Raw genomic sequence first — 22,218 nt, 5'->3', positions numbered from 1 at the left:
GTATCTTATTGTATACCGGAGTATGCGGAGTAGCGTCTTGTCGCTTTTTCCCGCGCGACGGGAATTGGAGTGGGCGGGGGCTCAGGTTGCCAGCGCCGCTTCGCGGAAGGCGCGATCGAACAGCGCGGTGTGCTCGAAGTGGAAGCGCGGCTCCGGCGCGGCGGCGTCCTGGCCCAGCCAGCGGCGCACGGTGCGCAGCATCAGCTTGGCGTCCTCGCGCTTCTGGTCGACGCGGCCGGTCGGCAGCCAGCTGCGGAACCGCGCCAGCTCCTGCGGGTCGGCGCTCATCTCCAGAGCCAGACGCAGCACCCGGCCGTAGTTGCGCTCGCGGTACGGCAGCTCCTTGGCGATGCCCTCCAGGGTCTGGGTGTCGGCGGGTGTCAGCACGCCCTCGGCCTCGGCGTCGGCCAGCGTGCGGCGGATGTTGACCATCGCCTCGGACAGCATGGGAAAGCCCAGTTCGGCCGGACCGTGCACCACGGCGACCTCGTCGTCGTCCTCCAGCCGGCCGTCGCGGTACGCCTCGAAGATGGAGCCCACGCCGACCATGCCGAACGGGTGCAGCTCGGCGGCGCGCAGCGCGCCCATGCTGGAGGCGCCGAACACCGCGATGCCCTGGCGGATGGCGAACAGGATCTCCTTGTGCCAGACCGCCGGCACGCATTCGAAATAGCCGTCGACGATGGCGATGGCGGCCGGCTTGCGTTCGGCGATGCGGATCACGTCGCCCTGGGCGACGGGGGGCAGGAAGACGGCGTCCAGTTCACGGGCCGCATCGTCGCGCGGCATGGTCGGGCCGAGGAAGACGTAGACGTTGCCGCTCATGACCGGTTCTCCAGAACGCGCTGCGCCCGTTGGCCCAGCAGGTAATCGGGTGATTCGTCGATGCCTTCCAGGCCGGGGATGACCACCCGGACCACGGGGATACCGAACTCGGGCTTGGTCAGGTCCACCGCCACCACCTCGTCGATGCCGACCGCGCGCAAGCGGCCGAGCTGGTAATCCAGGTCGTCGCCGATGGTGCGGCCGGAGAAGGTCGGGCAGGTGGCGAAGTCGCGCCCGCCGGAGCCGGCACCGATGCACGCCTTCCAGCGAGCGTGCAGCGTGTTGTCCAGGTGCTTGAGGTACTCGGCGCGGGACATGTCGTCGCGCGCCCCGGCGATGAAGGTCAGCCGGCTCTGCGCGGCTTCGGTCAGCGCGCGGCTCAGCGCCACTTCGCGGGCGGTGTGGCAGCCCCGGCCAACGGCTGGGCGGATGGTGTGCTGCGGCGACTCCGCGCGCGCCACGATGCGCGCCATGAAGGCGGGCACGCCGACGTCGCTGGAGATTTCCCACACGCCGACGTCCACGCCCGCGGCGTCCAGCCGGTCGAGCAGCGCCCGGCAATGCGGATCGGCCACCGTGGACAGGTCGACGCGCGTGGCTTCCTGCGCGTTCGCGTCCAGCAGGCGCCACAGCGTCGAGGCGTCGCGCTCGATCAGTTCGCCGACGGCGTGGCTCGTCGCCTCCAGCCGGTGGTTGCCGGACGCCAGACCGTTGGAGCTGGCGACGAAGCAGCCGTGGCCCGGCGGCAGCGGCAGGGTGTAGTTCAGGTGCACCATCTCGAACGGCACCCAGGTCGGCTCGCCGCTCAGCAGGTCCTTGCCCTCTATCCACATCAGCGGCGTGTCGGGGGTGAAGCGGCCGGTGGACAGGCGCGGCAGGCGCCACACGTCGCACACCCGGTGCGACCAGCGCAGCTCTTCATAGCTGGCGTACTTGAGCGGCAGGGTGATGCGTTCGGCGTGGTAGGACTCGATGGATTCCATCACGCCCGACGCCTTGGCGGCGGCCAGCGTGACGCCCTTGCCCTGTGAGACCGCGACCGAGCGCGAATTGGGCCGGGTCACCATGACGACCGGGATGCCGACGGTGTCGAGCCCGGTGACGTTGGCGACGCGGGTGATGCCCATGACGGGCAGAAACGGGGTGACGCGGGCCAGCGTCTGCTCCGGCGGCACGATGCGGTGCGTTCCGGCCGTGTGGGCCTTGGACGTGTCGGCGACAAGCGGTTGGGCGATCGCGTCGAGGGGCATCGTGGTCTACCCGGAGTGCGGTTCGGTGTACGGGCGGGGCCGTGGCGGGCTGGCCGGGTGAAGGCCGGCCGCCACGGACCTGAAGAACGCGGGAGGTCTCCCGGCGATCAGAAGCCCGGGGAGATGACGTCGCGAGCCGCCTCGTGATCGGCGGGGTCGAACGGCGAGCAGTCACCGGCGCGGAGCGACGAGCGAACGGAAGCGCTGGACTCGGCGACGGCGGTGACGCCGGCGGCGCCCACGGCGTACAGGCGGCCATCGGCGCCGCGGATCATGGAGGTCTGGGAGATCGCGGTCATATTGGTTTTCCTCGGTTTGTGGGTGACAAGGTGAGGGGACTGTGGACCGGAGGGGTGGTTCGGGCTGTGAAATCCTTCACTGCCTGAACGGCCGCCAGCGGCTAGCAATGACGCACGGGCGGCAACCCCGCGCCGCCAAGGAGGTCCCCGTCATGCAGGTTGAAAACAAGGTCCACCGCTCGGCTTCGCGGCTTGCCGATCTGGCTTCGCTGATGTCGGCGCCGATCATGTCGGAACGCACGCTCGCTCTGGCCGATGGGCAGAGCCGGCTTTCGCTGGAAACCACGGTGTGGGAAGGGCTCGACGAAGCGGCGCGCCGCGAGGGGAAACCCGTGTCGGAATTGTGCGGGGCACTGGACGCAGTGAAGCCGTCGGAGGTGGAATTGTCCACCGCCATCCGCACCTTCGTCCTCCATTATTACCGCGAGGCGGAAGGCGCCTGACCGCCGCAGGCGCGTTCCGCGACCCGGTTCAGGAGTGGACGACGCTCCGGAGACGGGCGCGCTTGCTGAAACCGTTGGCGCAGAGGTCGCCCAGCGGCGCCATCGAGAGGCGCCGTGCGAGCGCGTCGGCGTTCTTCAGCGCCTGCGCCGCTGCGGCGTCATACCGGCCGGCGGTCCATGCCGCCTCGGCCAAGGCGTAGGACGCACGCGCCTCATACCCGAGCCTGCCCGTCCGCTGCGCAAGCCGATAGGCCCGTTGCGCCTCTTCCAGCGCGTCATCCGTCCGTCCGAGGCGAAGCAGTGCCTCAATTCGCCAGATGCGCGTCAACTCCTCGCGGAACGACACGCCTTGCTGCTGGAGGCTGTTCAGGCTGCGGTCCAGCAGTTCCAGGCCACGGGCCTCCTCCCCCAACAACACGTGCCCATACCCCAGCGCCGCTATGATCAGCGGCCGGTGCAGCCGCGAGCGCGTCAGCTCGCACATCGTCAGCGCCGTCTCCAGCACCGGAACGCTGCGTTCGGCGTCGCCGATCAGCAGCAGGGCCCAGCCGAAGTATGTGTGGGCATAGGCTTTCGAGAAGCCATGCCCGCCTTCTTCGGCGGAATCGATGGCCCGCCGGCCGAATCGCAACGCTTCCTCGACCTGCCCCAATTCGGCATAGCCGCGTGTCAAACCGCTGCTGGCGGCGACGATGCCTATGGCTGCAAGCCCGTACTGCGCGAAGCGTGGCCCCTCTTGCATCAGGGTGTGCGCCTCGTCAAAGACGATGCAGGCCTCACGGAACAGGCCCTTCTCCGCCAGTGCGCCGCCCTGACGGCAGAGCAGCTGGGCACGCGTGTCGAGATTGTCGGCCTGTCCGATCGCCGCGAGGCCTTCGCGGGTCAGCCGGATCGCTTGGTCGATGTCGCCGTGCACCCATTCAAAGGCGGCGTGCAACGAGGAGGCGCGGGCGAAACGGATGCGGTCGCCGGTCACCTGCGCCAGGTCGCGGGCACGCGTCAGATGGTCATCGACTCCGGTCACTCCGCGCGGCAGCAGGGTGCGCGGCAGCAGGGTGGACAGGTCTATGTGGCGCAAGACGTTGCGGCGGGTCTCCGGCATCCGCTGGATGGCGGCCAGCGCGTTGTCGTAGAGTCGGCTCGCCTCCTCCAGCTTGGAGCGCAGCTCGGCCCGGCGCCCGGCGGCGCGGCCGTACGCGTAGGCGGCCGGCCAGACTTCCGCCAGGAAGGCATGGTGGGCCAGCAGTTCCATGCGGCCGGGCAAATCGTGGTCGTGACGCTCGCACAGCGCTTCCAGGATGTTGGCGTGCAGCGTGCGGCGGTCGTTGCGCGTGATGGTGCCGTACGCCACCTCCTGGATCAGGCCATGCCGGAAGCTGTATTCCAGGTTCGGCATCAGGCGCGACCGCCGAATGAACGCCGCCGCTTCCAGGTCGGCGAGGCGCTGCGACAGTGCGGCGTCCGGCAGCGGCTGCAGCCGGTGCAGCAGGCCCACGTCGAAGGTCGCTCCGATGACCGCAGCCGTCAGCAGGGTGTGGCGCACGTCGGCGTCCAGCGAGTCGATGCGCGCGGCGAGCAGCCCGTGGATGGAGGCCGGCAGCTCGACCTTGCCGGCGTTGCCGCCGAGCCGGTAGCGCCCCGGAACGCCGGTGATGGCGCCGGCCGTCTCCAGCGCGCGCAGCGACTCTTCCAGGTAGAGCGGGACGCCCTGGCTCTTGGCCGCCACCACCGCCTTGATGTCGCTCAGCAACGGATCGCGGCCCAGCCAACGGTCGAGGAACTCGTTCGTCGGCTCCGCGGACAGTGCCTCCAGCGGCAGGCGCAGGGCATCCACATCGTGCGCCCATGCCGTGCCGCACTCGGGGCGTGCGGTGGCGATGAACAGGATGCGACTCTGGCCGACGAGCGCACGGGCGAAGCCTTCCAGCAGGCGCCGCATCACCGGGCTGGCCCAGTGGACGTCCTCGACGAGCGCCAGGATCGGCGTTTCCCACGACAGTGCGACGGCGGTCGCGACCAGTCCCTCGATGGCGGCGGTCAGGCGTTCGGCCGCCTGCAACCCGTCCCAGATGCGGTCCGCGACCGGCAGGCCCAGAAGGTCGCGCACCGCGGCCAGCGCCAGCGTTCCACCGACGCTCTCGGCCACCCGGCCCAAGCCGTCGCGGTCGCCGGCCAGTGGAACGAGGCTGGCGGCCACGCGCTCCAGATCGTCCGGCTCGCCGAGGCGGCGGATCGGCGCCTGCGGCCACAGCAGCTGCGCGTGTTCGGTCTTGCGCAACGCCCGCATCGCCTCGCCGACCAGCCGCGACTTGCCGATGCCGGCCTCGCCCGACAGCAGCAGCACGGTGCCGATCCCGTCGCTGGCAGATTCGAAGGCGGCCAGCAGGGCTTCCAGCTCGCGCTGGCGGCCGACGAACGGGCCGGTGTTGGCGGACACCAGATCGGCGGCGGTGCGCCGCCGGGCGCGCACGCCGGCCAGGGCGAACGCCGGATAGGGATCGGCGGTCGGTGCCAGCCGCAGCTGGCCCGCGGGTTGCACCGTCAGGCCGACCGGCACCAGTTCCACCGTCTCGTGGTTGAGCAGGACGGTGTTCGGCTCGGCGGCCTGTTGCAGTTTGGCCGCGAGGTGGACGCATTCGCCCACCGTGCGGTAGTCGGCCCAGACGCCGTTCTCGATGACCTGCGCCAGCACCTCGCCCGACGCGACGCCGATGCGCACGGCGAAGCCGGAACCGGCGGCATTGGCGGCGTTGCGGATGTCCTGGGCGGCCAGACAGGCGCGCAGTGCGTGGTCCTCCAGCGCGTTGGGCGCGCCGAAGACGGCGAGCACGCCGTCGCCCAGCACCTGTCCGATGGTGCCGTGATAGCGCTCCACCGCGCGGGTCAGCACCTGCAGCACCGCGCGCAACGCGCGGTCGGCGTCCTCCGGGTCGCGGCCGGACACCATGGCCGAGGAGCCGACGATGTCGGCAAACATCACGGACACGAGCTTTCGCTCCGCCGCTGTCTTCCGGTTCGCCTGCTGTTCGGCCCTGCTGGGCATCATCCCGTCTCCCGGCCGGAACCGCTCTCATCAACGGTTCGCCATTGCCGAAAACATATTACTGCATGCAGGCGCAGGTTTGTAGAGACCGATGTGCATTCGTCGTGAATCTTTAACATCGCTCCGCAATTCGTGCACACGTTTGTATGCGGCCGGTAACCGTGCTGTGTTGCATGGCGTGGCCGTGTGCAGTGCCGCAGAGACTCGGGGAGCCGGAAACGGGGGTTCGGGCATGAAAAAAGCCGGGACGGCGGACCGTCCCGGCTTTGTATTTCGGTTTAACGAGCGCTTCAGCGCGGCACGGCGACCGTCTCGACCTGAGAGACGTCGCGCACCGCGCCGCGGTCGGCGCTGGTGGTGAGCGCGGCATAGGCGCGCAACGCCGGGGTGACCACGCGGCTGCGCGGCGCCGCCGGCTTCCAGGCCTGCGCTCCCTTGGCGTTCATGGCGTCGCGGCGGCGCTTCAGTTCCTCGTCCGACACCGCCAGGGCGATGGTGCGGTTGGGGATGTCGATCTCGATGCGGTCGCCCTCCTCGACGAGGCCGATGGCGCCGCCCTGCGCCGCTTCCGGCGAGGCGTGGCCGATGGACAGCCCCGACGTGCCGCCCGAGAAGCGCCCATCGGTGACCAGGGCGCACGCCTTGCCCAGCCCCTTCGACTTCAGATAGCTGGTCGGGTACAGCATCTCCTGCATGCCCGGACCGCCGCGCGGCCCTTCGTAGCGGATCACCACCACGTCGCCCGCGACGATATGATCGCCGAGGATCGCCTCGACCGCCGCGTCCTGGCTCTCGAACACCCGGGCCGGGCCGGCGAAGACGAGGTTGGAGGCATCCACACCGGCGGTCTTCACGATGCAGCCGCGCTCGGCGATGTTGCCGAACAGCACGGCGAGGCCGCCGTCCTTGGAGTGCGCGTGCTCGACGTCGCGGATAACGCCCGTCTCGCGGTCCAGGTCCAGCTCCGGCCAGCGCTTGGACTGGCTGAAGGGCACGATGGTCGGGATGCCGCCGGGGGCGGCCTTGAACATCGTGTGCGTGGCCTCGTCGGCGGTGCGCTTGACGTCCCAGCGGTCCAGCGCGTCGCCCAGCGTCTTGGCGTGCACGGTGGCGGCGCCGCGGTTCAGCAGGCCGGCGCGGTCCAGCTCGCCGAGGATGCCCATGATGCCGCCGGCGCGGTGCACGTCCTCGATGTGCACGTCTGACACGGCGGGCGCCACCTTGCAGACGTTGGGCACGCGGCGCGAAAGCCGGTCGATGTCGGTCATCGTGAAGGGCACGCCGCCTTCCTGCGCGGCGGCCAGCAGGTGCAACACCGTGTTGGTCGAGCCGCCCATGGCGATGTCCAGCGTCATGGCGTTCTCGAACGCCTCGAAGGTGGCGATGCCGCGCGGCAGCGCGGTGGCGTCCTCCTCCTGGTACCAGCGCTTGCACAGCTCCACCGCGACGCGGCCGGCGGCGAGGAACAGTTCCTTGCGGTCGGCGTGGGTGGCGAGGATGGTGCCGTTGCCCGGCAGCGACAGGCCCAGCGCCTCGGTCAGGCAGTTCATCGAGTTGGCGGTGAACATGCCCGAGCACGACCCGCAGGTCGGGCAGGAATTGCGCTCCATCTCCGCCGCTTCCTCGTCCGACACGGTCGGGTCGGCGGCGGCGACCATGGCGTCGATGAGGTCGACGGCCTTGGTCTTGCCGCGCCACTTCACCTTGCCGGCCTCCATCGGCCCGCCGGATACGAACACCGCCGGGATGTTGAGGCGCATGGCGGCCATCAGCATGCCCGGCGTGATCTTGTCGCAGTTGGAGATGCACACCAGCGCGTCGGCGCAGTGGCCGTTCACCATGTACTCCACCGCATCGGCGATCAGCTCGCGCGACGGCAGGCTGTACAGCATGCCGTCGTGGCCCATGGCGATGCCGTCGTCGATGGCGATGGTGTTGAATTCCTTGGCGACGCCGCCGGCCTTCTCGATCTCGCGCGCCACCAGCTGGCCCATGTCCTTCAGGTGGACGTGGCCGGGGACGAACTGCGTGAACGAGTTGGCGATGGCGATGATCGGCTTGCCGAAATCGCCGTCCTTCATGCCGGTCGCGCGCCAGAGGCCGCGGGCGCCCGCCATGTTGCGGCCGTGCGTGGAAGTGCGGGAGCGGTAGTGCGGCATCGGGTTCACCTCGGAAAGACGGTCAGGGCTTGCGGGCAACAAAATGGGCCGCAAGACTAGCAATCCGAGGGCAATGATTCCAAGCGCCGAGATTCGCCGCCCGTGCAACCCTGCCTCGCCCCGTCCCCGGCCGGTGCCGGCGGAACGGGGAGGGTGCGGTGGAGCGGAGAGGGACTCAGCCGGTGGCGTCTTTCTTGGAGGGGCCGGATTTGCGGGTTTTGCCGCTGGCCACCGCCGAGAGGTTCTCGGCCGCCGCGCGGGTGCTGCCGGCGCCGCCGACCGCAGTCTTGGCCCGCGCCGAGCCTTGCGACGCCGAGCCGCCAGCCTTCGTGGCCTTGGCGGCCTTTGCAGTTCCGGTCTTGGCCGTCTCGGCTTTTGCGGGACGTTTGGCGGTGCCGGCCTTGGCCTTCGAGCCCTTGTCGTCCTCGGCGGCGATCTCCGCCGTCGCCTGTGCCCAATGTTCGTCGTGCTTGCCTGACGGTTGCCCCTCGCGCTCCCAGATCTCGTGCGCGCGGCGGCGGATGCGGTCTTCGCGGTCGTCCTGCATCGTCTCCTCCCAGTTGCCGAACCCTCGGCTCCCCCACGGCGGGAGGCCAACGGGTTCCCGCCTTCAACGCCGAAGTAGTGACCGTGTTGCGCCGCGCCAAGTCATAGACGCCACAAATCCGGGATAAAGACGGCCCTTGGCCGGACCGGCCAGCCGGCGCGCAGCGATGTCGACCGAGGATTCTTATAAAAAGCAGGAATGCCTTCTCGGGCTCGGGAAGCCGGGGATCAATCCTGCGGCAGTTCCACGACCAGATCCATGACCTCGCGGTAGAAGGCGGCGACGGCCTTGATGTCGGCGTCCTTCAGCTTGGACGCCACGGTCTGCATCATGCTGAGCGAGTCATTGGAGCGCTTGCCGTCGCGAAACGCCTGGACCTGCGCGGCGATGTAGGAGGGGTTCTGGCCGGCCAGCGCCACGATGTCGTTGCCGCCGTTGCCGCCCTTACCGTGGCAGGTGTCGCACGAGGTCACGGTCTCGCCCAGCACCGCCAGTTCCGCACCGCGCTCCAGCAGGTCCATGGAGGCGCCCGGCCCCGGCGCCTTGCGCGAGGGCTGCGACGAATAGAACGCCGCGACCGCCTCGGCCTGGCTCTCGTTCAGCGCCTTGGCGATCGGCGCCATCATCGCGCTCTGGCGCTTGCCTTCGCGGAAGTCCTTGAGTTGGCGGGTGATGTAGTCCTTGCGCTGGCCGGCCAGCAGCGGGAACGGGCCAGTGCCCGCGGTGTGGCAGGTGTCGCAGGCGGCGACGGCGGGCTTCAGCCCGTCCTTGGCGATGCTGGCGCCTTGCGCCGCGGGATCAGCCGCCGATGCGCCGTTCGCCATCAGCATTCCAGTGATCGACACCAGGGCCAGGAGCGTGTTGCGGAGCATGGCGAAATCCTCGGTGAAAGCAGCAGTCTTGCCTTCACAGCAGCAAGGATCATGCCAAAGCGCGCGCCCGCTCGATGGCCTCCATCACGCCGTCCACATTCATGGTGTCGAAGGAGGGGCGGTGGTGCACCAGCACGCGCCGGCCGCCGGCGTGGATCGGGTTCGACGCGTCGGAGAACAGCGCCACCGTCGGCCCGCCCACCGCGGCGACGAGGTGCGTCGGCCCGGTGTCGTTGCCCACCGACACCCAGGCGCGCCGCGCCAGCGCGCCGATTTCGGGAATGCCCGTGCCATCCGTGAGATCGAGGGCGCTCGGGCAGGCGGCGGTGATGGCGGCGGCCAGATCCTTCTCGATGGCGGTGCCCAGCACCACCGGGCGCACGCCGCGCCCCGCCAGCGCCTGCGCCAGCGTGGGATAGAGCGGCCAGCGCTTGTCCGGCCGCCCGGCCGAGGAACCGGGGATCAGCAGCGCGTAGTCGCCGTCCAGGCGGAATCGGCTCACGTCGGCGTCCAGCCAGGACAGGTCGGGGTGCGGCGCCAATTCGATGCCGAAGGGCCGCAATTGGCGGGCGTAGCGCTCCAGCACCGGGACCTTGCGGCGCTTGGGATAGGAATCGTTGTGCGAGGCGAAGCGCGCGGTGCCCGACCACTCCGGCCACGGGCCGGGGAACAGCAGCCAGTAATAGCGGTCGGTGCGCCCCGTGCCTTGCAGGTCGTAAACCCGGTCGAAGCGCGCGCCGCGCATCCGGTGCGGCACCGTCAGATAGGAGGAGAGGGAGCGCGGGTCCTCCCACACCTCGTCGAAAAGGCCGCTCATGCGGGCGAGCGGGGCCAGTTGCGGGATGGTCAGCAGGGTCAGCCGGTCGCCGGCATGGCGGCGGCGGATCGCCTCGAACGCGGTCTGCGCCAGGAAGAAGTCACCGAAGGCGCCGAGCTTGACGACCAGGATGTTCCGACCGCTCACCGCTCTCTCCGCGGAACGCGCGATGCCAGCAGCACCATCAGCCCGGCCGCCAGCATGCCGGCCATCCACCATGCCTGCCAGATGCCGTACGCCGTGGACACCATCCCCAGCGCCGCCATGAAGGAGGCCAGCGCGTAGGGCTGGTCCGCCCGCTCCAGCCGCCGCGTGCCGCCCAGCACCATCAGCGTCACCGCCAGCGCCAGCGCCGCGCCCAGCCCGCCCAGCTCCAGCCACACCTGGATGAAGGCGTTGTGCGGGTGCAGCGGCAGCAGGCTCTCGGCCAGCGTCTCGAACTGCGAGGTTTCGCCCATCGGCTTCAGCGCCCGCGCCGCGTCGATGCCCTGACCGAGCAGCGGCGTCTCCAGCGCGCGGTTCGCCGCGCGCCACCAGATCTCGACCCGGTGGCGGGCCGAGGTGAACAGCCACGGCGCGTGGTCGAGATCGAGCACGCGCTCAAGCAGATAGGCCAACGGGATGGCTCCGGCGAAGGCCGCCGCCAGCGCGCCCGCCAGCGCCCGCCGCGTCGCCGTCGCCCACCAGGACGCGAGCGCGAAGGCCACCAGCCCGATCGCCACACCGGCAATGGCCGACCGGCTCGACTGCAACAGGCTGAGCGCCGCGAAGCCGAGCGGCAAGGCGGGTGCCAGCAGGCGATAGCCCAGTCGCCGCACCACCAGCGCCGCCGGCCACACCAGCAGCGCCAGCAGCGCCGCCGCGCGCTTCGGCACGTTGCCGATGGACACCGGAACGTCGGCGGGCGTGTGGTTGACCCAGCGGTGCAGCGGGTAGTCCAGCGCGTTTTCCACCGAGAAGATCAGGATGCCGACCATTAGCCCGCCGACGAACAGCCGGCCGAGCCGCCCGGCAGCCTCTTCCGGCAGATCGGCGATGCAGGCGCCGGCCAGGGCGGCGGCCAGGGCGATGTAGCCGATCTCCACGAACGTCAGGCCGGCGCGCGGCGACGGGCTCCAGGCGACGCTGGCCCCGGCCAGCGCCAGGAACGCCAGCACCGAGGCGGCGGCCCAGCGGTCCGGCCGCAACAACCGGGCGAGCCCGCCCGTGCGCGCCAGCAGCGCCGCCGACAGCACGAGCATGGTGATCGCCCACACCGGCATGCCGCGCGGCACCACCCCGGCCAGCGGCCCGAGCAGGGCGATGGCGGCGGCGAACGGGAAAGCCAGGAGCGTGTCGGGAAACGCGGCGCGTCGCGCCATGGGGGCATGCATGGCATGCGGCTTAACAGGAGGGGAGGGGGAAACACAAGGCCCTCCCTCGCCCCCGGCGGAGCCGGGGGAGGGAAGAAGTTTTCCCCCATCCACCGTTCCGGTGTACAAGTCCGCCGGTCACAGGAAACATCGGTTCCGCATGCTCTTCCACACGCAGGCTTTCGTGCTCGGCTTCCTGCCGGTGGTGCTGGCGCTGTTCTATCTGGCCGCCAGGCACGAGGCGGCGCGCGAATGGGTCATGGTGGTGGCCTCGGTCGTCTTCTACGGCTGGTGGGACCCGCGCTTCGTGCCGTTGCTGCTCGGCCAGACGCTGGCCACCTGGGGGCTGGCGCATGCCTATCGGAAATGGCGCTTCGGCTGGGTGGTGCCGGCCGGCGTGGCGGCGAACCTCGCCATCCTCGGCTATTTCAAGTACGCCAACTTCTTCCTGGACACGGTGACCGGCCTGCTGGGCGCCGATCTGCCGCACAGGGACGTGTTGCTGCCCATCGGCATCAGCTTCTTCACCTTCGAGCTGATCTCCTATCTGGTCGATCTGCGCCGCGGGCGCGTGCCGGCCTATCCGCTGCGCGGCTTCTGCCTGTTCGTCTTCTTCTTCCCGCACCTCGTCGCCGGCCCCATCGTCCGCCACAACGAACTGATCCCGCAACTCGCCGATGACCCGTTGCGGCCGGGCTGGGCGGAGCGCTTCGGCAAGGGGCTGACGCTGTTCATCCTCGGCTTCGCCAAGAAGGTGCTGCTGGCCGATCCGCTGGCGCGCTCCGCCGATCCGCTGTTCGCCGCAGCGGTCGGCGGCGTGCCGGCGCTGGGCGATGCGTGGTCGGCGGCGCTGGCCTTCTCGCTTCAGCTGTTCTTCGACTTCTCCGCCTACACGGAGATGGCGCTGGGCATCGCGCTGCTGTTCGGCATCCGCCTGCCGGCCAATTTCGACGCGCCCTACCGCGCGGCCTCGCTGCGCGACTTCTGGCGGCGCTGGCACATGACGCTGTCGCGCTACATCCGCGACTACGTCTACATCCCCCTGGGCGGCAACCGGCAGGGCTTCGTCGGCTACGCGCTGACCACGCTGGTCACCATGGGGCTGTGCGGGCTGTGGCACGGGGCGGCGTGGACCTTCGTCGCCTGGGGACTGATGCACGGCGCCGGGCTGGTGGTCTGCCATGTCTGGCAGGGGCTGAAGCGGCCGCTGCCGCTGCCCGTCGCGTGGCTGCTCACCATGCTGTTCGTGGTGGTTGGCTGGGTGCTGTTCCGCGCGCCGGACTTCGCCACGGCCTGGAACGTGCTGGCCGGCATGGCCGGGGCCGGCGGGATGGGCGGTGAACTGGCCCGCCCGCTGACCATGGCCGCCGCGGTGGCGGTGGCGCTGCTCGGCCCGACCAGCCTGGAGTTCATCGACCGCCGCCTGCCGGCCCGCCGGCCGGTGGCCGCGGCGTTCGCGGTGCTGGCGGTGGTCTGCGTCCTCGAGGTCGGCAAGGGCCAGCCGATCAGCTTCATCTACTTCCAGTTCTGACGGGGGACGGACGGTGAGCAATTCCTCCTCCCGGCCCCCGACCTGGAGCGGCTACGTCAAGACGCTGGCGACGACGGCCCTGGGCCTCGTCGGCGCGCTGATGCTGTTCGTGCTGCTGATGGACCCCTACCGCGACGTGCCGTTCTCGCTGCCCATCGAGCGGCCGCTGATGGACGACAACCAGCGCTTCCTCTATCCGGGCGTCGTGCGCTCCGGCCGGTTCGACAGCGCGGTGTTCGGCACGTCTACGGGGCGGCTGCTGCAACCGGCCCACCTCGACCGGCTGCTGGGCGGGCGCTTCGCCAACCTCGCCATGAACAGCGCCATGGCGTGGGAGCAGTACAAGCTGGCCGACCTGTTCCTGCGCACCGTGCCGGCGCCGCGCACGGTGGTCTTCACGCTGGACGGCGTCTGGTGCGCCGCCAACGCCGACGTCGAGCGCACCACCTTCCGGCCGTTCCCGCCGTGGATGTACGACGACGACCCGTGGAACGACCTTGCCTATCTGCTCAACGGCAAGACGCTGGAGATCGCCTGGAGGCTGGCCGAGTACCATCTCGGCCTGCGCCGGCCGCGACTGGGCAGCGACGGCTACGAGCGGTTCGTGCCGCCCGACGACCAGTGGGACCGCGCCAAGGTCGAGGACAAGATCTACGGCGGGCCGAAGCGCGCCGTCCAGCCGGTGGTGCCGCCCTATGCGCCCAGCGAGGCGGAACGGCAGGGCTGGCGCTTCCCGGCGCTGGTCTGGCTGGCCGAGCTGCTGAAGCGCCTGCCCGCGGAGACGCGGCCGGTGCTGGCCTTCATGCCCGTGCACGTGATCGCGCAGCCGGCGCCCGGCTCGCACGCCGACGCCTACGAGCGGGCGTGCAAGGACCGCGTCGCCAGCCTGGGCGCCGAGGCCGGCGCCTATGTGGTCGATTTCCGCATCCCCTCGCGCGTCACCGCCGATGACGCCAACTATTGGGACAATCTGCACTACCGCGTGGGCATTGCCGACTGGATCGAGGACTCGCTGGCGTCGGTGCTGCGTGGGCAGGGCGACGCACCCGACGGTGCATGGCGGCTGCTGGCCGTTCCGCCGGCCGGTTCGCCGAGACGCGCGCCAATTTCCTAAAATGCTTGCGGTTCCGGCCTCCCCCGAAGGTATAGTCCTATCCCAACGGGAGGCGGCCAATGAAGCAAGCGACCAGACCTGACGCGGCGGTGACTCGCCGACGCGTTCTGACCGGCTTGGCCCAGGGGTTGGTTGGGGGGATAGGCGCTGCCGCGCTGCTGTCGGCGTCTCCGTTGCGCGCGCAAGGCGCGGCGCCCAACACACCACTTGGCGTCGGTTTCCTCTACGGCGGCCGGCGCGCCGACTACGGCATCATCCAGGCCCACGCCGAGGCCGCCCGCGCCATCGCCACGCTGCCGGGCATCCGTGTCGAGGAAATCGAGACCGACGCCGCCGGCCTGCCCGCCGCCACCGAGCAACTGGCCGGCGCGCGCGGCTGCCGCGTCGTCTTCGTGACCGCGCCGGGCGATGCGGTGCCGGCGCTGCTGGCGCAGGCGGACGCGCACCGCGACACGATGTTCCTGCTGTGCGGCAGCGCGCATGCCGATTTGCGGCTGCCGGGCAATGTCGGCGTCTACGACGCCTACCTGGACGAGGGGCAGCACATTGCCGGCATCGTCGCCGGTTACGCTTCGCGCTCCAAGCGGGTGGGGCTGGTGGCGGCCCAATCGTCGCCGCGGGTGCTGCGCTGTGTGAACGCGTTCGCGCTGGGCGTGCGGCGCGCCGACCCGGCGGTGGGCGTGCGGCTGGCCTTCGTCGGCGCCGACGCCACGCCCGACGCGGTGACCGCCGCCGCCAAGGCGCTGGTCGCCGATGGCGCCGACGTGCTGTCCGGCCAGCTGGATTCGGTGCGCCCGCTGTGCGAGGTGGCGGAAGCCGCCGGCGTGCGCTGCTGCGGCCTGCACGTGGACCTCTCGGCGCTGGCGCCGGAGGGATTCCTGACCGGCACCCAGCCGGACTGGACCCGCATCTGCGCCGACACGGTCCTGCGCATCCAGTCCGGCCGCCCGTGGGAGCGCAAGCAGTGCGGCGGCTTCGGCGGCGGCTACGTGCGCAGCACCGCCTACGGCCGCGGCGTCGGGGTGGAGGCGCGAGCGCACGCCGACGCCGCGCGCATGCAGCTCGCCAACGGCAACGCGGCGGTGTTCCGCGGCCCGATCACCGACAACACCGGACGCACCGCGCTCGCCAAGGGCAAGTCGCTGCGCAGCGACGACCCGGCGCTCAACCGCCTCGTGTGGCTGCTGGAGGGTATCGAGGTGGTGCGCTGATCGCCGCCTACGCCGCTTCGCTCAGCGTCAGATGCGCGCGGGTGGGCAGGCACTGGACGGTGAAGGGGGCGCGCACGCCGCCGTTGAACAGCTCGGCGCATTCCAGCGCCTTGCGCACCCGTTCCTCGGGCGGCAGGTGCTCGGTGGAGGCCAGCGAACCCAGCGCGTAGTCGGCGCCGCAGCCGATGGCATGGTAGCCGCGGACCGCCTCGCCAACCTGATAGTCGGACTGTATCGAGAACAGTCGGCCCTCGTGCGCCACCAGGAAGCTGCCGCCGGTCTCCACGTCGTTGGAGCGCTGCGCCCAGCCGCCGTCCTTCAGGCAGGTGCGCACCGAATCCACGAAGTCGGTCACCATGTAGCGGAACAGGTCGGCGCCGTGCGGGCGTGCCGGCGGGTCCAGCCGGTAGGCCAGCAACTGGCCCATGCGGAAGGAGTTCGTGAAGCCGATCATGTATTCGCCGTTGCGAAACACTTTGGTGTCGGCCCGCACCGTGATGTCGAGCCCCGAAACCCCGGCGCTGTCGCCGCCCATCCACACGCGATCGCCGTCCACCAAGCCCACGATGCAGGTCATTGCTCGTCCCGTCCGCCATGAAGAAGAACCGAGCGGAAAGGTGGCTGATTATGGTTAACGAATGGTTTCCATAATCCGCTCCGGGGTCCACCCGCAGGCGGCGAGGGCGTCCTGCATGTGCGCCGGCGGCGGGGCGGTGACGGAGAGGGTGGGGGAGTCCTTGTCGAGCCGGAAGGCGATGGAGCGTGCCAGCAGATGCAGGTTGCCGGGTGGCAGCCGCTCCGGGCCGTAGTAGGGCTCGCCGACCAACGGGCAGCCGATGGCAGCGCAGTGGACGCGCAGCTGATGGGTGCGGCCGGTGCGCGGCTTCAGCTCCAGCCACGCCCGCCCGGTGCCGTCGCTCCCCAGCACGCGATAGTCGGTCTGCGCTGTCCGTCCGTCCGGGTGGACGAGGATGTTCCACGACCCCGGCACCTGGATCTTCAGGAGCGGCAGGTCGATGGTCCCTTCGGTCCGCTCCGGCACGCCGTCGCTGACCGCCCAGTAAATCTTATCCACCCAGCCCCCGGCGAACAGCTTGCCGAGCCGGGTGGCGGCTTCCGGCGTGCGCCCCATCACCAGACAGCCGGCGGTGTCGCGGTCGAGCCGGTGGGCGAGCCGCGGCGCCTCCGGCGCGTCGAAGGCGAGGTCCTGCATGTACTGGCCCAGATGGTGCTCGATCTTGTGTGCGGCGTGCACCGCCAAGCCGGCGGGCTTGTCGAGCACCAGCACGTCCGCATCGCGGTGCAGGACGAGGGAGCGGATCTGATCGGGAGTGTACGGCATGGCGCCAACCAAGCACGGCGCCGGCCTGCGGCGCAACGGCGCAGGCATTGGGCTGTATCGTCCGGGCAGTCTGGTTCCCGGTGGCTCGGCCCCCCATTTTTCCAGCAGGAGTTTCTCCAGAGAGGCAATTCCATGGCGGATGGCGACAAACTGCCGGCGCAGCGCTCCTCGCAGGCCGATGTGGATGCGTTCCTGCGCAAGGTGGCGGCGATCCCGCGAACGGGCGGCGGGCGGCGCGGGCGGCTGATGTTCGCCATGGACGCCACCGCCAGCCGTGAACCCACCTGGGACCGCGCCTGCCGCATCCAGGGGGAGATGTTCGAGACCACCGCGGCGCTGGGCGGGCTCGACGTGCAACTCGTCTTCTACCGCGGCTTCCGTGAGTGTCAGGCCAGCCCATGGGTCACCAACGCGCAGGATCTGCTGCGGCGGATGACCGCCGTGCATTGTCTGGCCGGGCAGACGCAGATCGGCCGGGTCCTTTCGCACGCCATCAAGCAGACCAAGGCGGAACGGGTGAACGCGCTGGTCTTCGTCGGCGATTGCATGGAGGAGGACATCGACGCCCTGGCGCACAAGGCGGGTGAACTGGGGCTGCTCGGCGTGCCGGCCTTCCTGTTCCACGAGGGCGCCGACCCCGCGGCGCGCAAGGCGTTCGAAACCATCGCCAAGCTCAACGGCGGCGCCTGCTGCCCGTTCGACGCGTCCTCGGCGCAGCAACTCCGCGACCTGCTGGCGGCGGTGGCGGTGTTCGCCGCCGGCGGGCGGGCGGCGCTGGAGGATTTCAGCCGCCGCCGCGGCGGGGTGGTCGGGCTGCTGACCAGTCAGGTCTCCCGGTCACAATCCGGCCCCTGATCCATGCTGCCGCTGCTCCTCACCATCGCGGTCGCGGCGCTCGGCCTCTATTTGCTGGCCCGCGCCTTCCTTGCCGTCAACCCGCGGGCGCTGGCGCAGGGCGTGCGCTACGGCGGCTTCGGCTTGGGGGCGGCGGTCTTCCTGTTCATGGCGGTGCGCGGCGAATTGGGTCCGCTGCTGGCGCTGAGCGCGCTGGTGGTGCCGCTGCTGGCCCGCGCCCGCAGCCGCCGGGCGGAGTCGGCCCGCGCCCGGCCTTCCGGCGGGCAGGCATCGAGTGTGGAAACGCTGTACCTGCGCATGACGCTCGACCACGACACCGGCGCCATGGGCGGCGAGGTTCTGCACGGTGCGTTCAAAGGACGCACGCTCGGCCAGCTGGCGCCGGCCGAGGCGGCGGCCCTGCTGGACGAGTGCCAGCACCACGATCCGCAGTCCGCCGCGGTGCTGGAAGCGTGGCTCGACCGCACGCACCCGGACTGGCGCGAGCGCTTCGCCGGGGCCGAACAGCCCCCCGGAAAAGGCGGTGGCGGCGCCATGACGCGGGACGAGGCTTATGAAATCCTCGGCCTGTCGCCGGGGGCATCGGCCGAACAGGTGAAGGAGGCTCACCGCCGTCTGATGATGGCGGTGCACCCCGATCATGGTGGGTCCACCTATCTCGCGGCGAAGATAAATCATGCGAAGGACTTGCTGTTGCGCCACTGACCTTTTGCCAAGCCTCCGAAGGGTGTGTTGCGCCACCCCCGACCGTGTGGCAGAAAGCGGTACGGTCCGGCGATTCCCTAACGCCGGCTGCCTCGAATGGTCCTTTGACAAGATAAGAGACCCAAATGCGAAAACCCGTGCGCAAGGTCGTGTTCCCCGTCGCGGGACTGGGCACCCGCTTCCTTCCCGCCACCAAGGCGATTCCGAAGGAGATGATGCCGCTGGTCGACCGGCCGCTGCTCCAGCACGCCGTCGAGGAGGCGCGCGCCGCCGGCATCGAGGATTTCGTGTTCGTCACCGGCCGCTCCAAGCGCGCCATCGAGGACCACTTCGACGCCGACACCGAGCTGAACCGCACCCTTGAGGAGCGCGGCAACGCCGCCGCCCTGGAAGAGGTGCGCGGCAGCGAGCTGGCGCCGGGCCGCTGCTTCTACACCCGCCAGCAGGTGCCTCTGGGCCTCGGCCACGCGGTGTGGTGCGCCCGCGCCGTCATCGGCAACGAGCCGTTCGCCATCATCCTGCCCGACGATTACGTGCTGGCCGACCGCGCCTGCCTCAAGCAGATGGTCGAGGCGTACGAGGAGACCGGCGGCAACGTCGTCGCCGTCGTCGATGTCCCGCGCGAGCACACGCGCCGCTACGGCATCCTGGACGTGGAGAAGGACGACGGTCGACTCGCCACCGTCCGCGGCCTCGTCGAGAAGCCGAAGCCGGAGGACGCGCCGTCCACGCTGTCGATCATCGGCCGCTACATCCTGATGCCGGAGATCTTCGACCATCTGGAGAACCAGCAGCGCGGGGCCGGCGGCGAGATCCAGCTGACCGACGCCATGGCCAAGCTGATCGGCAAGCAGCCGTTCCACGGACTGCGGTTCGAGGGCACGCGCTACGACTGCGGCGACAAGATCGGCTTCATCGAAGCCACTCTCGCCTACGCGCTCAGCCGCCCGGACCTGTCCGACAAGGTGCGCGAGCTGCTGGGCAAGTTCGGCTGATCCCCTCCGTGTAGGCACGGCCAGCCCGTCGCTCCCTTGACTGGGAGCGGCGGGCATGGCTTGTCAGCTTATGTCCAGGGACCGGGTTAAAGGAAGCGAGGATCGTCTATGCGCATCGCCATGATCGGCACCGGGTACGTGGGGCTGGTGTCCGGGGCCTGTTTTTCGGAATTCGGCGTGCACGTCTGCTGCGTCGACAAGGATGAGGGCAAGATCGAGCGCCTGAAGCGCGGCGAGATCCCCATCTACGAGCCGGGCCTGGACGAGCTGGTGTCGCGCAACGTCGCTGCCGGACGCCTGTCCTTCACCACCGATCTGGCCGAGGCCATGAAGGGCGTGGACGCGGTGTTCATCGCCGTGGGCACGCCGTCGCGCCGCGGCGACGGCCATGCCGACCTGTCCTACGTCTACGGTGCTGCCGAGGAGATCGCCCGCAACCTCGACCACTACACGGTGGTGGTGACCAAGTCGACCGTGCCGGTCGGCACCGGCCGCGAGGTCGAGCGCATCATCCGCGAGACCCGTCCCGACGCCGAGTTCGACGTGGCGTCGAACCCGGAGTTCCTGCGCGAGGGCTCGGCCATCGGCGACTTCATGCGCCCGGACCGCGTCGTCATCGGCACCGAGACCGAGCGCGCGCGCGCCGTGATGCGCCAGCTCTACCGGCCGCTGTTCCTCATCGAGACGCCCATCGTGATGACCGAGCTGGAGACGGCCGAGCTCATCAAGTACGCGGCGAACGCCTTCCTGGCGGTGAAGATCACCTTCATCAACGAGATCGCCGACCTGTGCGAGAGGGTCGGCGCCAACGTGCACGACGTCGCCAAGGGCATGGGGCTGGACGGCCGCATCGGGCGCAAGTTCCTGCACGCCGGGCCGGGTTACGGCGGCTCGTGCTTCCCCAAGGACACGCTGGCGCTGGTGCGCACCGGCCAGGACCACGAGAGCCCGATCCGCATCGTCGAGACGGTGGTGGACGTCAACGACAAGCGCAAGAAGGCCATGGCCCAGCGCATCGTCGATGCCTGCGGCGGCTCGCTGAAGGGCAAGATCGTGGCGGTGCTGGGCGTGTCGTTCAAGCCGAACACCGACGACATGCGCGACGCGCCGTCGCTGGACATCATCCCCGCACTCCAGCAAGCCGGCGCCACCGTGCGCGCCTTCGACCCGGCCGGCATGCACGAGGCGAAGAAGCTGCTGTCCGACGTGACGTGGTGCGACGACTCGTACAAAGCGCTGGACGGCGCCGACTGCGTCGCCATCCTGACGGAATGGAACGAGTTCCGCGCGCTGGACCTGAAGCGCGTCAAGACGCTGCTGAAGCGGCCGGTCATGATCGACCTGCGCAACGTCTACAATCCGGGCGACATGGCGGCGGCCGGGTTCATCTACACCTCGATCGGACGGCCCGCCAGGATGGCCGCCGTGTCTCAGGAGGACGTTACCCCGTGACCCAGGCCCACACTTTCCACCCCACGGTCCTGCGCGAGTACGACATCCGCGGCATCGTCGGCACGACGCTGACCGAGGCCGACGCCCGCGCCGTGGGCCGCGCCTTCGGCACCGTCGTCGTGCGGGGCGGCGGCAAGACCGCCTGCGTCGGCTACGACGGCCGCCTCAGCTCGCCGGCCCTGGAGGCCGCCCTGGTCGAGGGGCTGGTCTCCACCGGCCTCACGGTGTTCCGCATCGGCCTGGGGCCGACGCCGATGCTGTACTTCGCCACCCGCGACCGGCACGCCGACGCCGGCATCATGATCACCGGATCGCACAACCCGCCGGAGTACAACGGCATCAAGATGATGCTGGGCAAGGGCCCGGTGTACGGCGAGATGATCACGAACCTGGGCGTCATCGCCGGCAAGGGCGACTACGCCGTGGGCGAGGGCTCGTCGGAAAAGATCGACGTGCAGGACGCCTATGTGGCGCGCATGCTCCAGGACTATGACGGCACGCGCGACCTCAAGATCGCCTGGGACGCCGGCAACGGCGCCAGCGGCGAGATCCTGCGCCGCCTGACCGCCAGGCTGCCGGGCAAGCACATCCTGCTGTTTGACGAGATCGACGGCAACTTCCCGAACCACCATCCGGACCCGACCGTCGAGAAGAACCTCGTCGATCTGAAGAAGGCGGTGGCGGAGCACGGCTGCGATCTGGGCATCGGCTTCGACGGCGACGGCGACCGCATCGGCGCCATCGACCACAAGGGCCGCGTGGTGTGGGGCGACCAGCTGGTGGCGATCTACGCCACCGACGTGCTGAAGAGCCACCCCGGCGCCACCATCATCGCCGACGTGAAGGCCAGCCAGACGCTGTTCGACGAGATTTCCAAGCACGGCGGCAAGCCGCTGATGTGGAAGACCGGCCATTCGCTGCTGAAGGCCAAGATGGCCGAGACCGGCTCGCCGCTGGCCGGCGAGATGTCCGGGCACATCTTCTTCGCCGACAAATGGTACGGCTTCGACGACGCGCTGTATTGTGGCGTGCGGCTGATCGGGCTGGTGAGCAAGCTCGGCGTGTCGCTGGCCGACCTGCGCGACCGCCTGCCCGACGTGGTCAACACGCCGGAGACCCGCTTCCAGATCGACGAGGAGCGCAAGTTCGCCGTGGTCGAGGAGGTCAAGGCCCGCCTGAAGGCCGAAGGCGCCACGGTCAACGACATCGACGGCGTGCGCGTCAACACGCCCGATGGCTGGTGGCTGCTGCGCGCCTCCAACACCCAGGACGTGCTGGTCGCCCGCGCCGAGGCCTTCAACACTGAAGCGCTGGAACGGCTGAAGGCGGCGCTGGTCGTGCAGCTCAAGCAGTCGGGCCTGACCGAGCCGTCCTGGGACGGCGGCGGGCACTGACGGGCAAAGCGT

At 70.0% G+C, this 22,218-nt stretch carries 20 protein-coding genes; 9 read left to right on the top strand and 11 right to left on the bottom strand.

Features of this window, described 5'->3' with window-relative positions:
• Positions 1-81: 81 nt before the first annotated feature.
• The 3 genes from ACSVDD_RS18040 to ACSVDD_RS18030 form a co-directional block, all read right to left on the bottom strand.
• Positions 82-825 carry a TfuA-like protein gene (locus tag ACSVDD_RS18040; RefSeq protein WP_448190763.1) on the bottom strand — a complete coding sequence of 248 codons (744 nt, stop codon included), beginning with the start codon at positions 823-825 and terminating at the stop codon, positions 82-84.
• Positions 822-2,075 (bottom strand): YcaO-like family protein, encoded by a 1,254-nt coding sequence (locus ACSVDD_RS18035; protein ID WP_448190762.1) that lies wholly within the window; start codon positions 2,073-2,075, stop codon positions 822-824. The genes ACSVDD_RS18040 and ACSVDD_RS18035 overlap by 4 nt, the downstream gene beginning before the upstream one ends.
• A gap of 107 nt (positions 2,076-2,182) precedes the next feature.
• Positions 2,183-2,374, bottom strand: coding sequence for a hypothetical protein (locus tag ACSVDD_RS18030; protein WP_448190761.1), 192 nt, complete (start codon positions 2,372-2,374; stop codon positions 2,183-2,185).
• A gap of 152 nt (positions 2,375-2,526) precedes the next feature.
• Between ACSVDD_RS18030 and ACSVDD_RS18025 the strand changes: the two genes are divergently transcribed.
• Positions 2,527-2,817 (top strand): ribbon-helix-helix domain-containing protein, encoded by a 291-nt coding sequence (locus tag ACSVDD_RS18025; RefSeq protein ID WP_448190760.1) that lies wholly within the window; start codon positions 2,527-2,529, stop codon positions 2,815-2,817.
• 28 nt (positions 2,818-2,845) lie between these two features.
• Here the strand turns inward: ACSVDD_RS18025 and ACSVDD_RS18020 are convergent, their stop codons facing one another.
• The 6 genes from ACSVDD_RS18020 to ACSVDD_RS17995 all read right to left on the bottom strand — a co-directional run bounded on the left by ACSVDD_RS18020 (position 2,846) and on the right by ACSVDD_RS17995 (position 11,616).
• Positions 2,846-5,803, bottom strand: coding sequence for an ATP-binding protein (locus tag ACSVDD_RS18020; RefSeq protein WP_448190759.1), 2,958 nt, complete (start codon positions 5,801-5,803; stop codon positions 2,846-2,848).
• A gap of 347 nt (positions 5,804-6,150) precedes the next feature.
• The gene (ilvD, locus tag ACSVDD_RS18015; protein ID WP_448190758.1) at positions 6,151-8,019 is read right to left on the bottom strand and encodes a dihydroxy-acid dehydratase; all 1,869 of its coding nucleotides are present in this window, start codon (positions 8,017-8,019) and stop codon (positions 6,151-6,153) included.
• A 175-nt stretch (positions 8,020-8,194) separates the two neighbouring features.
• The gene (locus ACSVDD_RS18010; protein WP_448190757.1) at positions 8,195-8,566 is read right to left on the bottom strand and encodes a DUF2934 domain-containing protein; all 372 of its coding nucleotides are present in this window, start codon (positions 8,564-8,566) and stop codon (positions 8,195-8,197) included.
• Positions 8,567-8,793: 227 nt separating this feature from the next.
• The gene (locus tag ACSVDD_RS18005) at positions 8,794-9,438 is read right to left on the bottom strand and encodes a c-type cytochrome (RefSeq protein WP_448190756.1); all 645 of its coding nucleotides are present in this window, start codon (positions 9,436-9,438) and stop codon (positions 8,794-8,796) included.
• Positions 9,439-9,487: 49 nt separating this feature from the next.
• Positions 9,488-10,402 carry a glycosyltransferase family 9 protein gene (locus tag ACSVDD_RS18000; protein WP_448190755.1) on the bottom strand — a complete coding sequence of 305 codons (915 nt, stop codon included), beginning with the start codon at positions 10,400-10,402 and terminating at the stop codon, positions 9,488-9,490.
• Positions 10,399-11,616: an O-antigen ligase family protein gene (locus ACSVDD_RS17995; RefSeq protein WP_448190754.1), complete on the bottom strand. Its 1,218-nt coding sequence runs from the start codon at positions 11,614-11,616 to the stop codon at positions 10,399-10,401. Before ACSVDD_RS17995 ends, ACSVDD_RS18000 begins: the two co-directional genes overlap by 4 nt.
• A gap of 151 nt (positions 11,617-11,767) precedes the next feature.
• On the opposite strand from ACSVDD_RS17995, the gene ACSVDD_RS17990 reads away from it, so the two are divergent.
• The 3 genes from ACSVDD_RS17990 to ACSVDD_RS17980 are packed head-to-tail and all read left to right on the top strand — an operon-like array spanning position 11,768 to position 15,463.
• On the top strand, positions 11,768-13,138 hold the full coding sequence (locus tag ACSVDD_RS17990; RefSeq protein WP_448190753.1) for an MBOAT family O-acyltransferase: 1,371 nt from the start codon (positions 11,768-11,770) through the stop codon (positions 13,136-13,138).
• A 13-nt stretch (positions 13,139-13,151) separates the two neighbouring features.
• A complete protein-coding gene (locus ACSVDD_RS17985) occupies positions 13,152-14,252 on the top strand; it encodes a hypothetical protein (RefSeq protein ID WP_448190752.1) in 1,101 nt (366 codons plus the stop codon).
• A gap of 59 nt (positions 14,253-14,311) precedes the next feature.
• Positions 14,312-15,463, top strand: coding sequence for a BMP family ABC transporter substrate-binding protein (locus ACSVDD_RS17980; protein WP_448190751.1), 1,152 nt, complete (start codon positions 14,312-14,314; stop codon positions 15,461-15,463).
• A gap of 7 nt (positions 15,464-15,470) precedes the next feature.
• Here the strand turns inward: ACSVDD_RS17980 and ACSVDD_RS17975 are convergent, their stop codons facing one another.
• Entirely contained in the window at positions 15,471-16,040 is a 570-nt protein-coding gene (locus ACSVDD_RS17975) for an Ntn hydrolase family protein (RefSeq protein ID WP_448190750.1), read from the bottom strand.
• Positions 16,041-16,094: 54 nt separating this feature from the next.
• Positions 16,095-16,805, bottom strand: a complete 711-nt coding sequence (locus tag ACSVDD_RS17970) for an RluA family pseudouridine synthase (protein WP_448190749.1) — start codon at positions 16,803-16,805, stop codon at positions 16,095-16,097.
• Between the two features lie 132 nt (positions 16,806-16,937).
• Between ACSVDD_RS17970 and ACSVDD_RS17965 the strand changes: the two genes are divergently transcribed.
• From ACSVDD_RS17965 to pgmG, 5 genes are all read left to right on the top strand, one after another.
• Positions 16,938-17,660 (top strand): VWA domain-containing protein, encoded by a 723-nt coding sequence (locus tag ACSVDD_RS17965; protein ID WP_448190748.1) that lies wholly within the window; start codon positions 16,938-16,940, stop codon positions 17,658-17,660.
• Between the two features lie 3 nt (positions 17,661-17,663).
• Positions 17,664-18,365 carry a DnaJ domain-containing protein gene (locus tag ACSVDD_RS17960; protein ID WP_448190747.1) on the top strand — a complete coding sequence of 234 codons (702 nt, stop codon included), beginning with the start codon at positions 17,664-17,666 and terminating at the stop codon, positions 18,363-18,365.
• 125 nt (positions 18,366-18,490) lie between these two features.
• Complete coding sequence (galU, locus tag ACSVDD_RS17955; protein ID WP_448190746.1) at positions 18,491-19,360, top strand: UTP--glucose-1-phosphate uridylyltransferase GalU; 870 nt, start codon at positions 18,491-18,493, stop codon at positions 19,358-19,360.
• 108 nt (positions 19,361-19,468) lie between these two features.
• Positions 19,469-20,812 (top strand): UDP-glucose dehydrogenase family protein, encoded by a 1,344-nt coding sequence (locus tag ACSVDD_RS17950; protein WP_448190745.1) that lies wholly within the window; start codon positions 19,469-19,471, stop codon positions 20,810-20,812.
• Complete coding sequence (pgmG, locus tag ACSVDD_RS17945; protein WP_448190744.1) at positions 20,809-22,206, top strand: phosphoglucomutase/phosphomannomutase PgmG; 1,398 nt, start codon at positions 20,809-20,811, stop codon at positions 22,204-22,206. The genes ACSVDD_RS17950 and pgmG overlap by 4 nt, the downstream gene beginning before the upstream one ends.
• Positions 22,207-22,218 lie beyond the last annotated feature (12 nt).

The organism is Azospirillum terrae (assembly GCF_053470425.1).
This window is presented reverse-complemented; position numbering and strand designations above follow the sequence as displayed.

What these genes read in the sequence shown, in the direction of transcription:
- ACSVDD_RS18040 (WP_448190763.1), bottom strand. Translation starts at nt 825, where the DNA reads ATGAGCGGCAACGTCTACGTCTTCCTCGGCCCGACCATGCCGCGCGAC.
- ACSVDD_RS18035 (WP_448190762.1), bottom strand. Translation starts at nt 2,075, where the DNA reads ATGCCCCTCGACGCGATCGCCCAACCGCTTGTCGCCGACACGTCCAAG.
- ACSVDD_RS18030 (WP_448190761.1), bottom strand. Translation starts at nt 2,374, where the DNA reads ATGACCGCGATCTCCCAGACCTCCATGATCCGCGGCGCCGATGGCCGC.
- ACSVDD_RS18025 (WP_448190760.1), top strand. Translation starts at nt 2,527, where the DNA reads ATGCAGGTTGAAAACAAGGTCCACCGCTCGGCTTCGCGGCTTGCCGAT.
- ilvD (WP_448190758.1), bottom strand. Translation starts at nt 8,019, where the DNA reads ATGCCGCACTACCGCTCCCGCACTTCCACGCACGGCCGCAACATGGCG.
- ACSVDD_RS18010 (WP_448190757.1), bottom strand. Translation starts at nt 8,566, where the DNA reads ATGCAGGACGACCGCGAAGACCGCATCCGCCGCCGCGCGCACGAGATC.
- ACSVDD_RS18005 (WP_448190756.1), bottom strand. Translation starts at nt 9,438, where the DNA reads ATGCTCCGCAACACGCTCCTGGCCCTGGTGTCGATCACTGGAATGCTG.
- ACSVDD_RS17995 (WP_448190754.1), bottom strand. Translation starts at nt 11,616, where the DNA reads ATGGCGCGACGCGCCGCGTTTCCCGACACGCTCCTGGCTTTCCCGTTC.
- ACSVDD_RS17990 (WP_448190753.1), top strand. Translation starts at nt 11,768, where the DNA reads ATGCTCTTCCACACGCAGGCTTTCGTGCTCGGCTTCCTGCCGGTGGTG.
- ACSVDD_RS17980 (WP_448190751.1), top strand. Translation starts at nt 14,312, where the DNA reads ATGAAGCAAGCGACCAGACCTGACGCGGCGGTGACTCGCCGACGCGTT.
- ACSVDD_RS17975 (WP_448190750.1), bottom strand. Translation starts at nt 16,040, where the DNA reads ATGACCTGCATCGTGGGCTTGGTGGACGGCGATCGCGTGTGGATGGGC.
- ACSVDD_RS17970 (WP_448190749.1), bottom strand. Translation starts at nt 16,805, where the DNA reads ATGCCGTACACTCCCGATCAGATCCGCTCCCTCGTCCTGCACCGCGAT.
- ACSVDD_RS17965 (WP_448190748.1), top strand. Translation starts at nt 16,938, where the DNA reads ATGGCGGATGGCGACAAACTGCCGGCGCAGCGCTCCTCGCAGGCCGAT.
- ACSVDD_RS17960 (WP_448190747.1), top strand. Translation starts at nt 17,664, where the DNA reads ATGCTGCCGCTGCTCCTCACCATCGCGGTCGCGGCGCTCGGCCTCTAT.
- galU (WP_448190746.1), top strand. Translation starts at nt 18,491, where the DNA reads ATGCGAAAACCCGTGCGCAAGGTCGTGTTCCCCGTCGCGGGACTGGGC.
- ACSVDD_RS17950 (WP_448190745.1), top strand. Translation starts at nt 19,469, where the DNA reads ATGCGCATCGCCATGATCGGCACCGGGTACGTGGGGCTGGTGTCCGGG.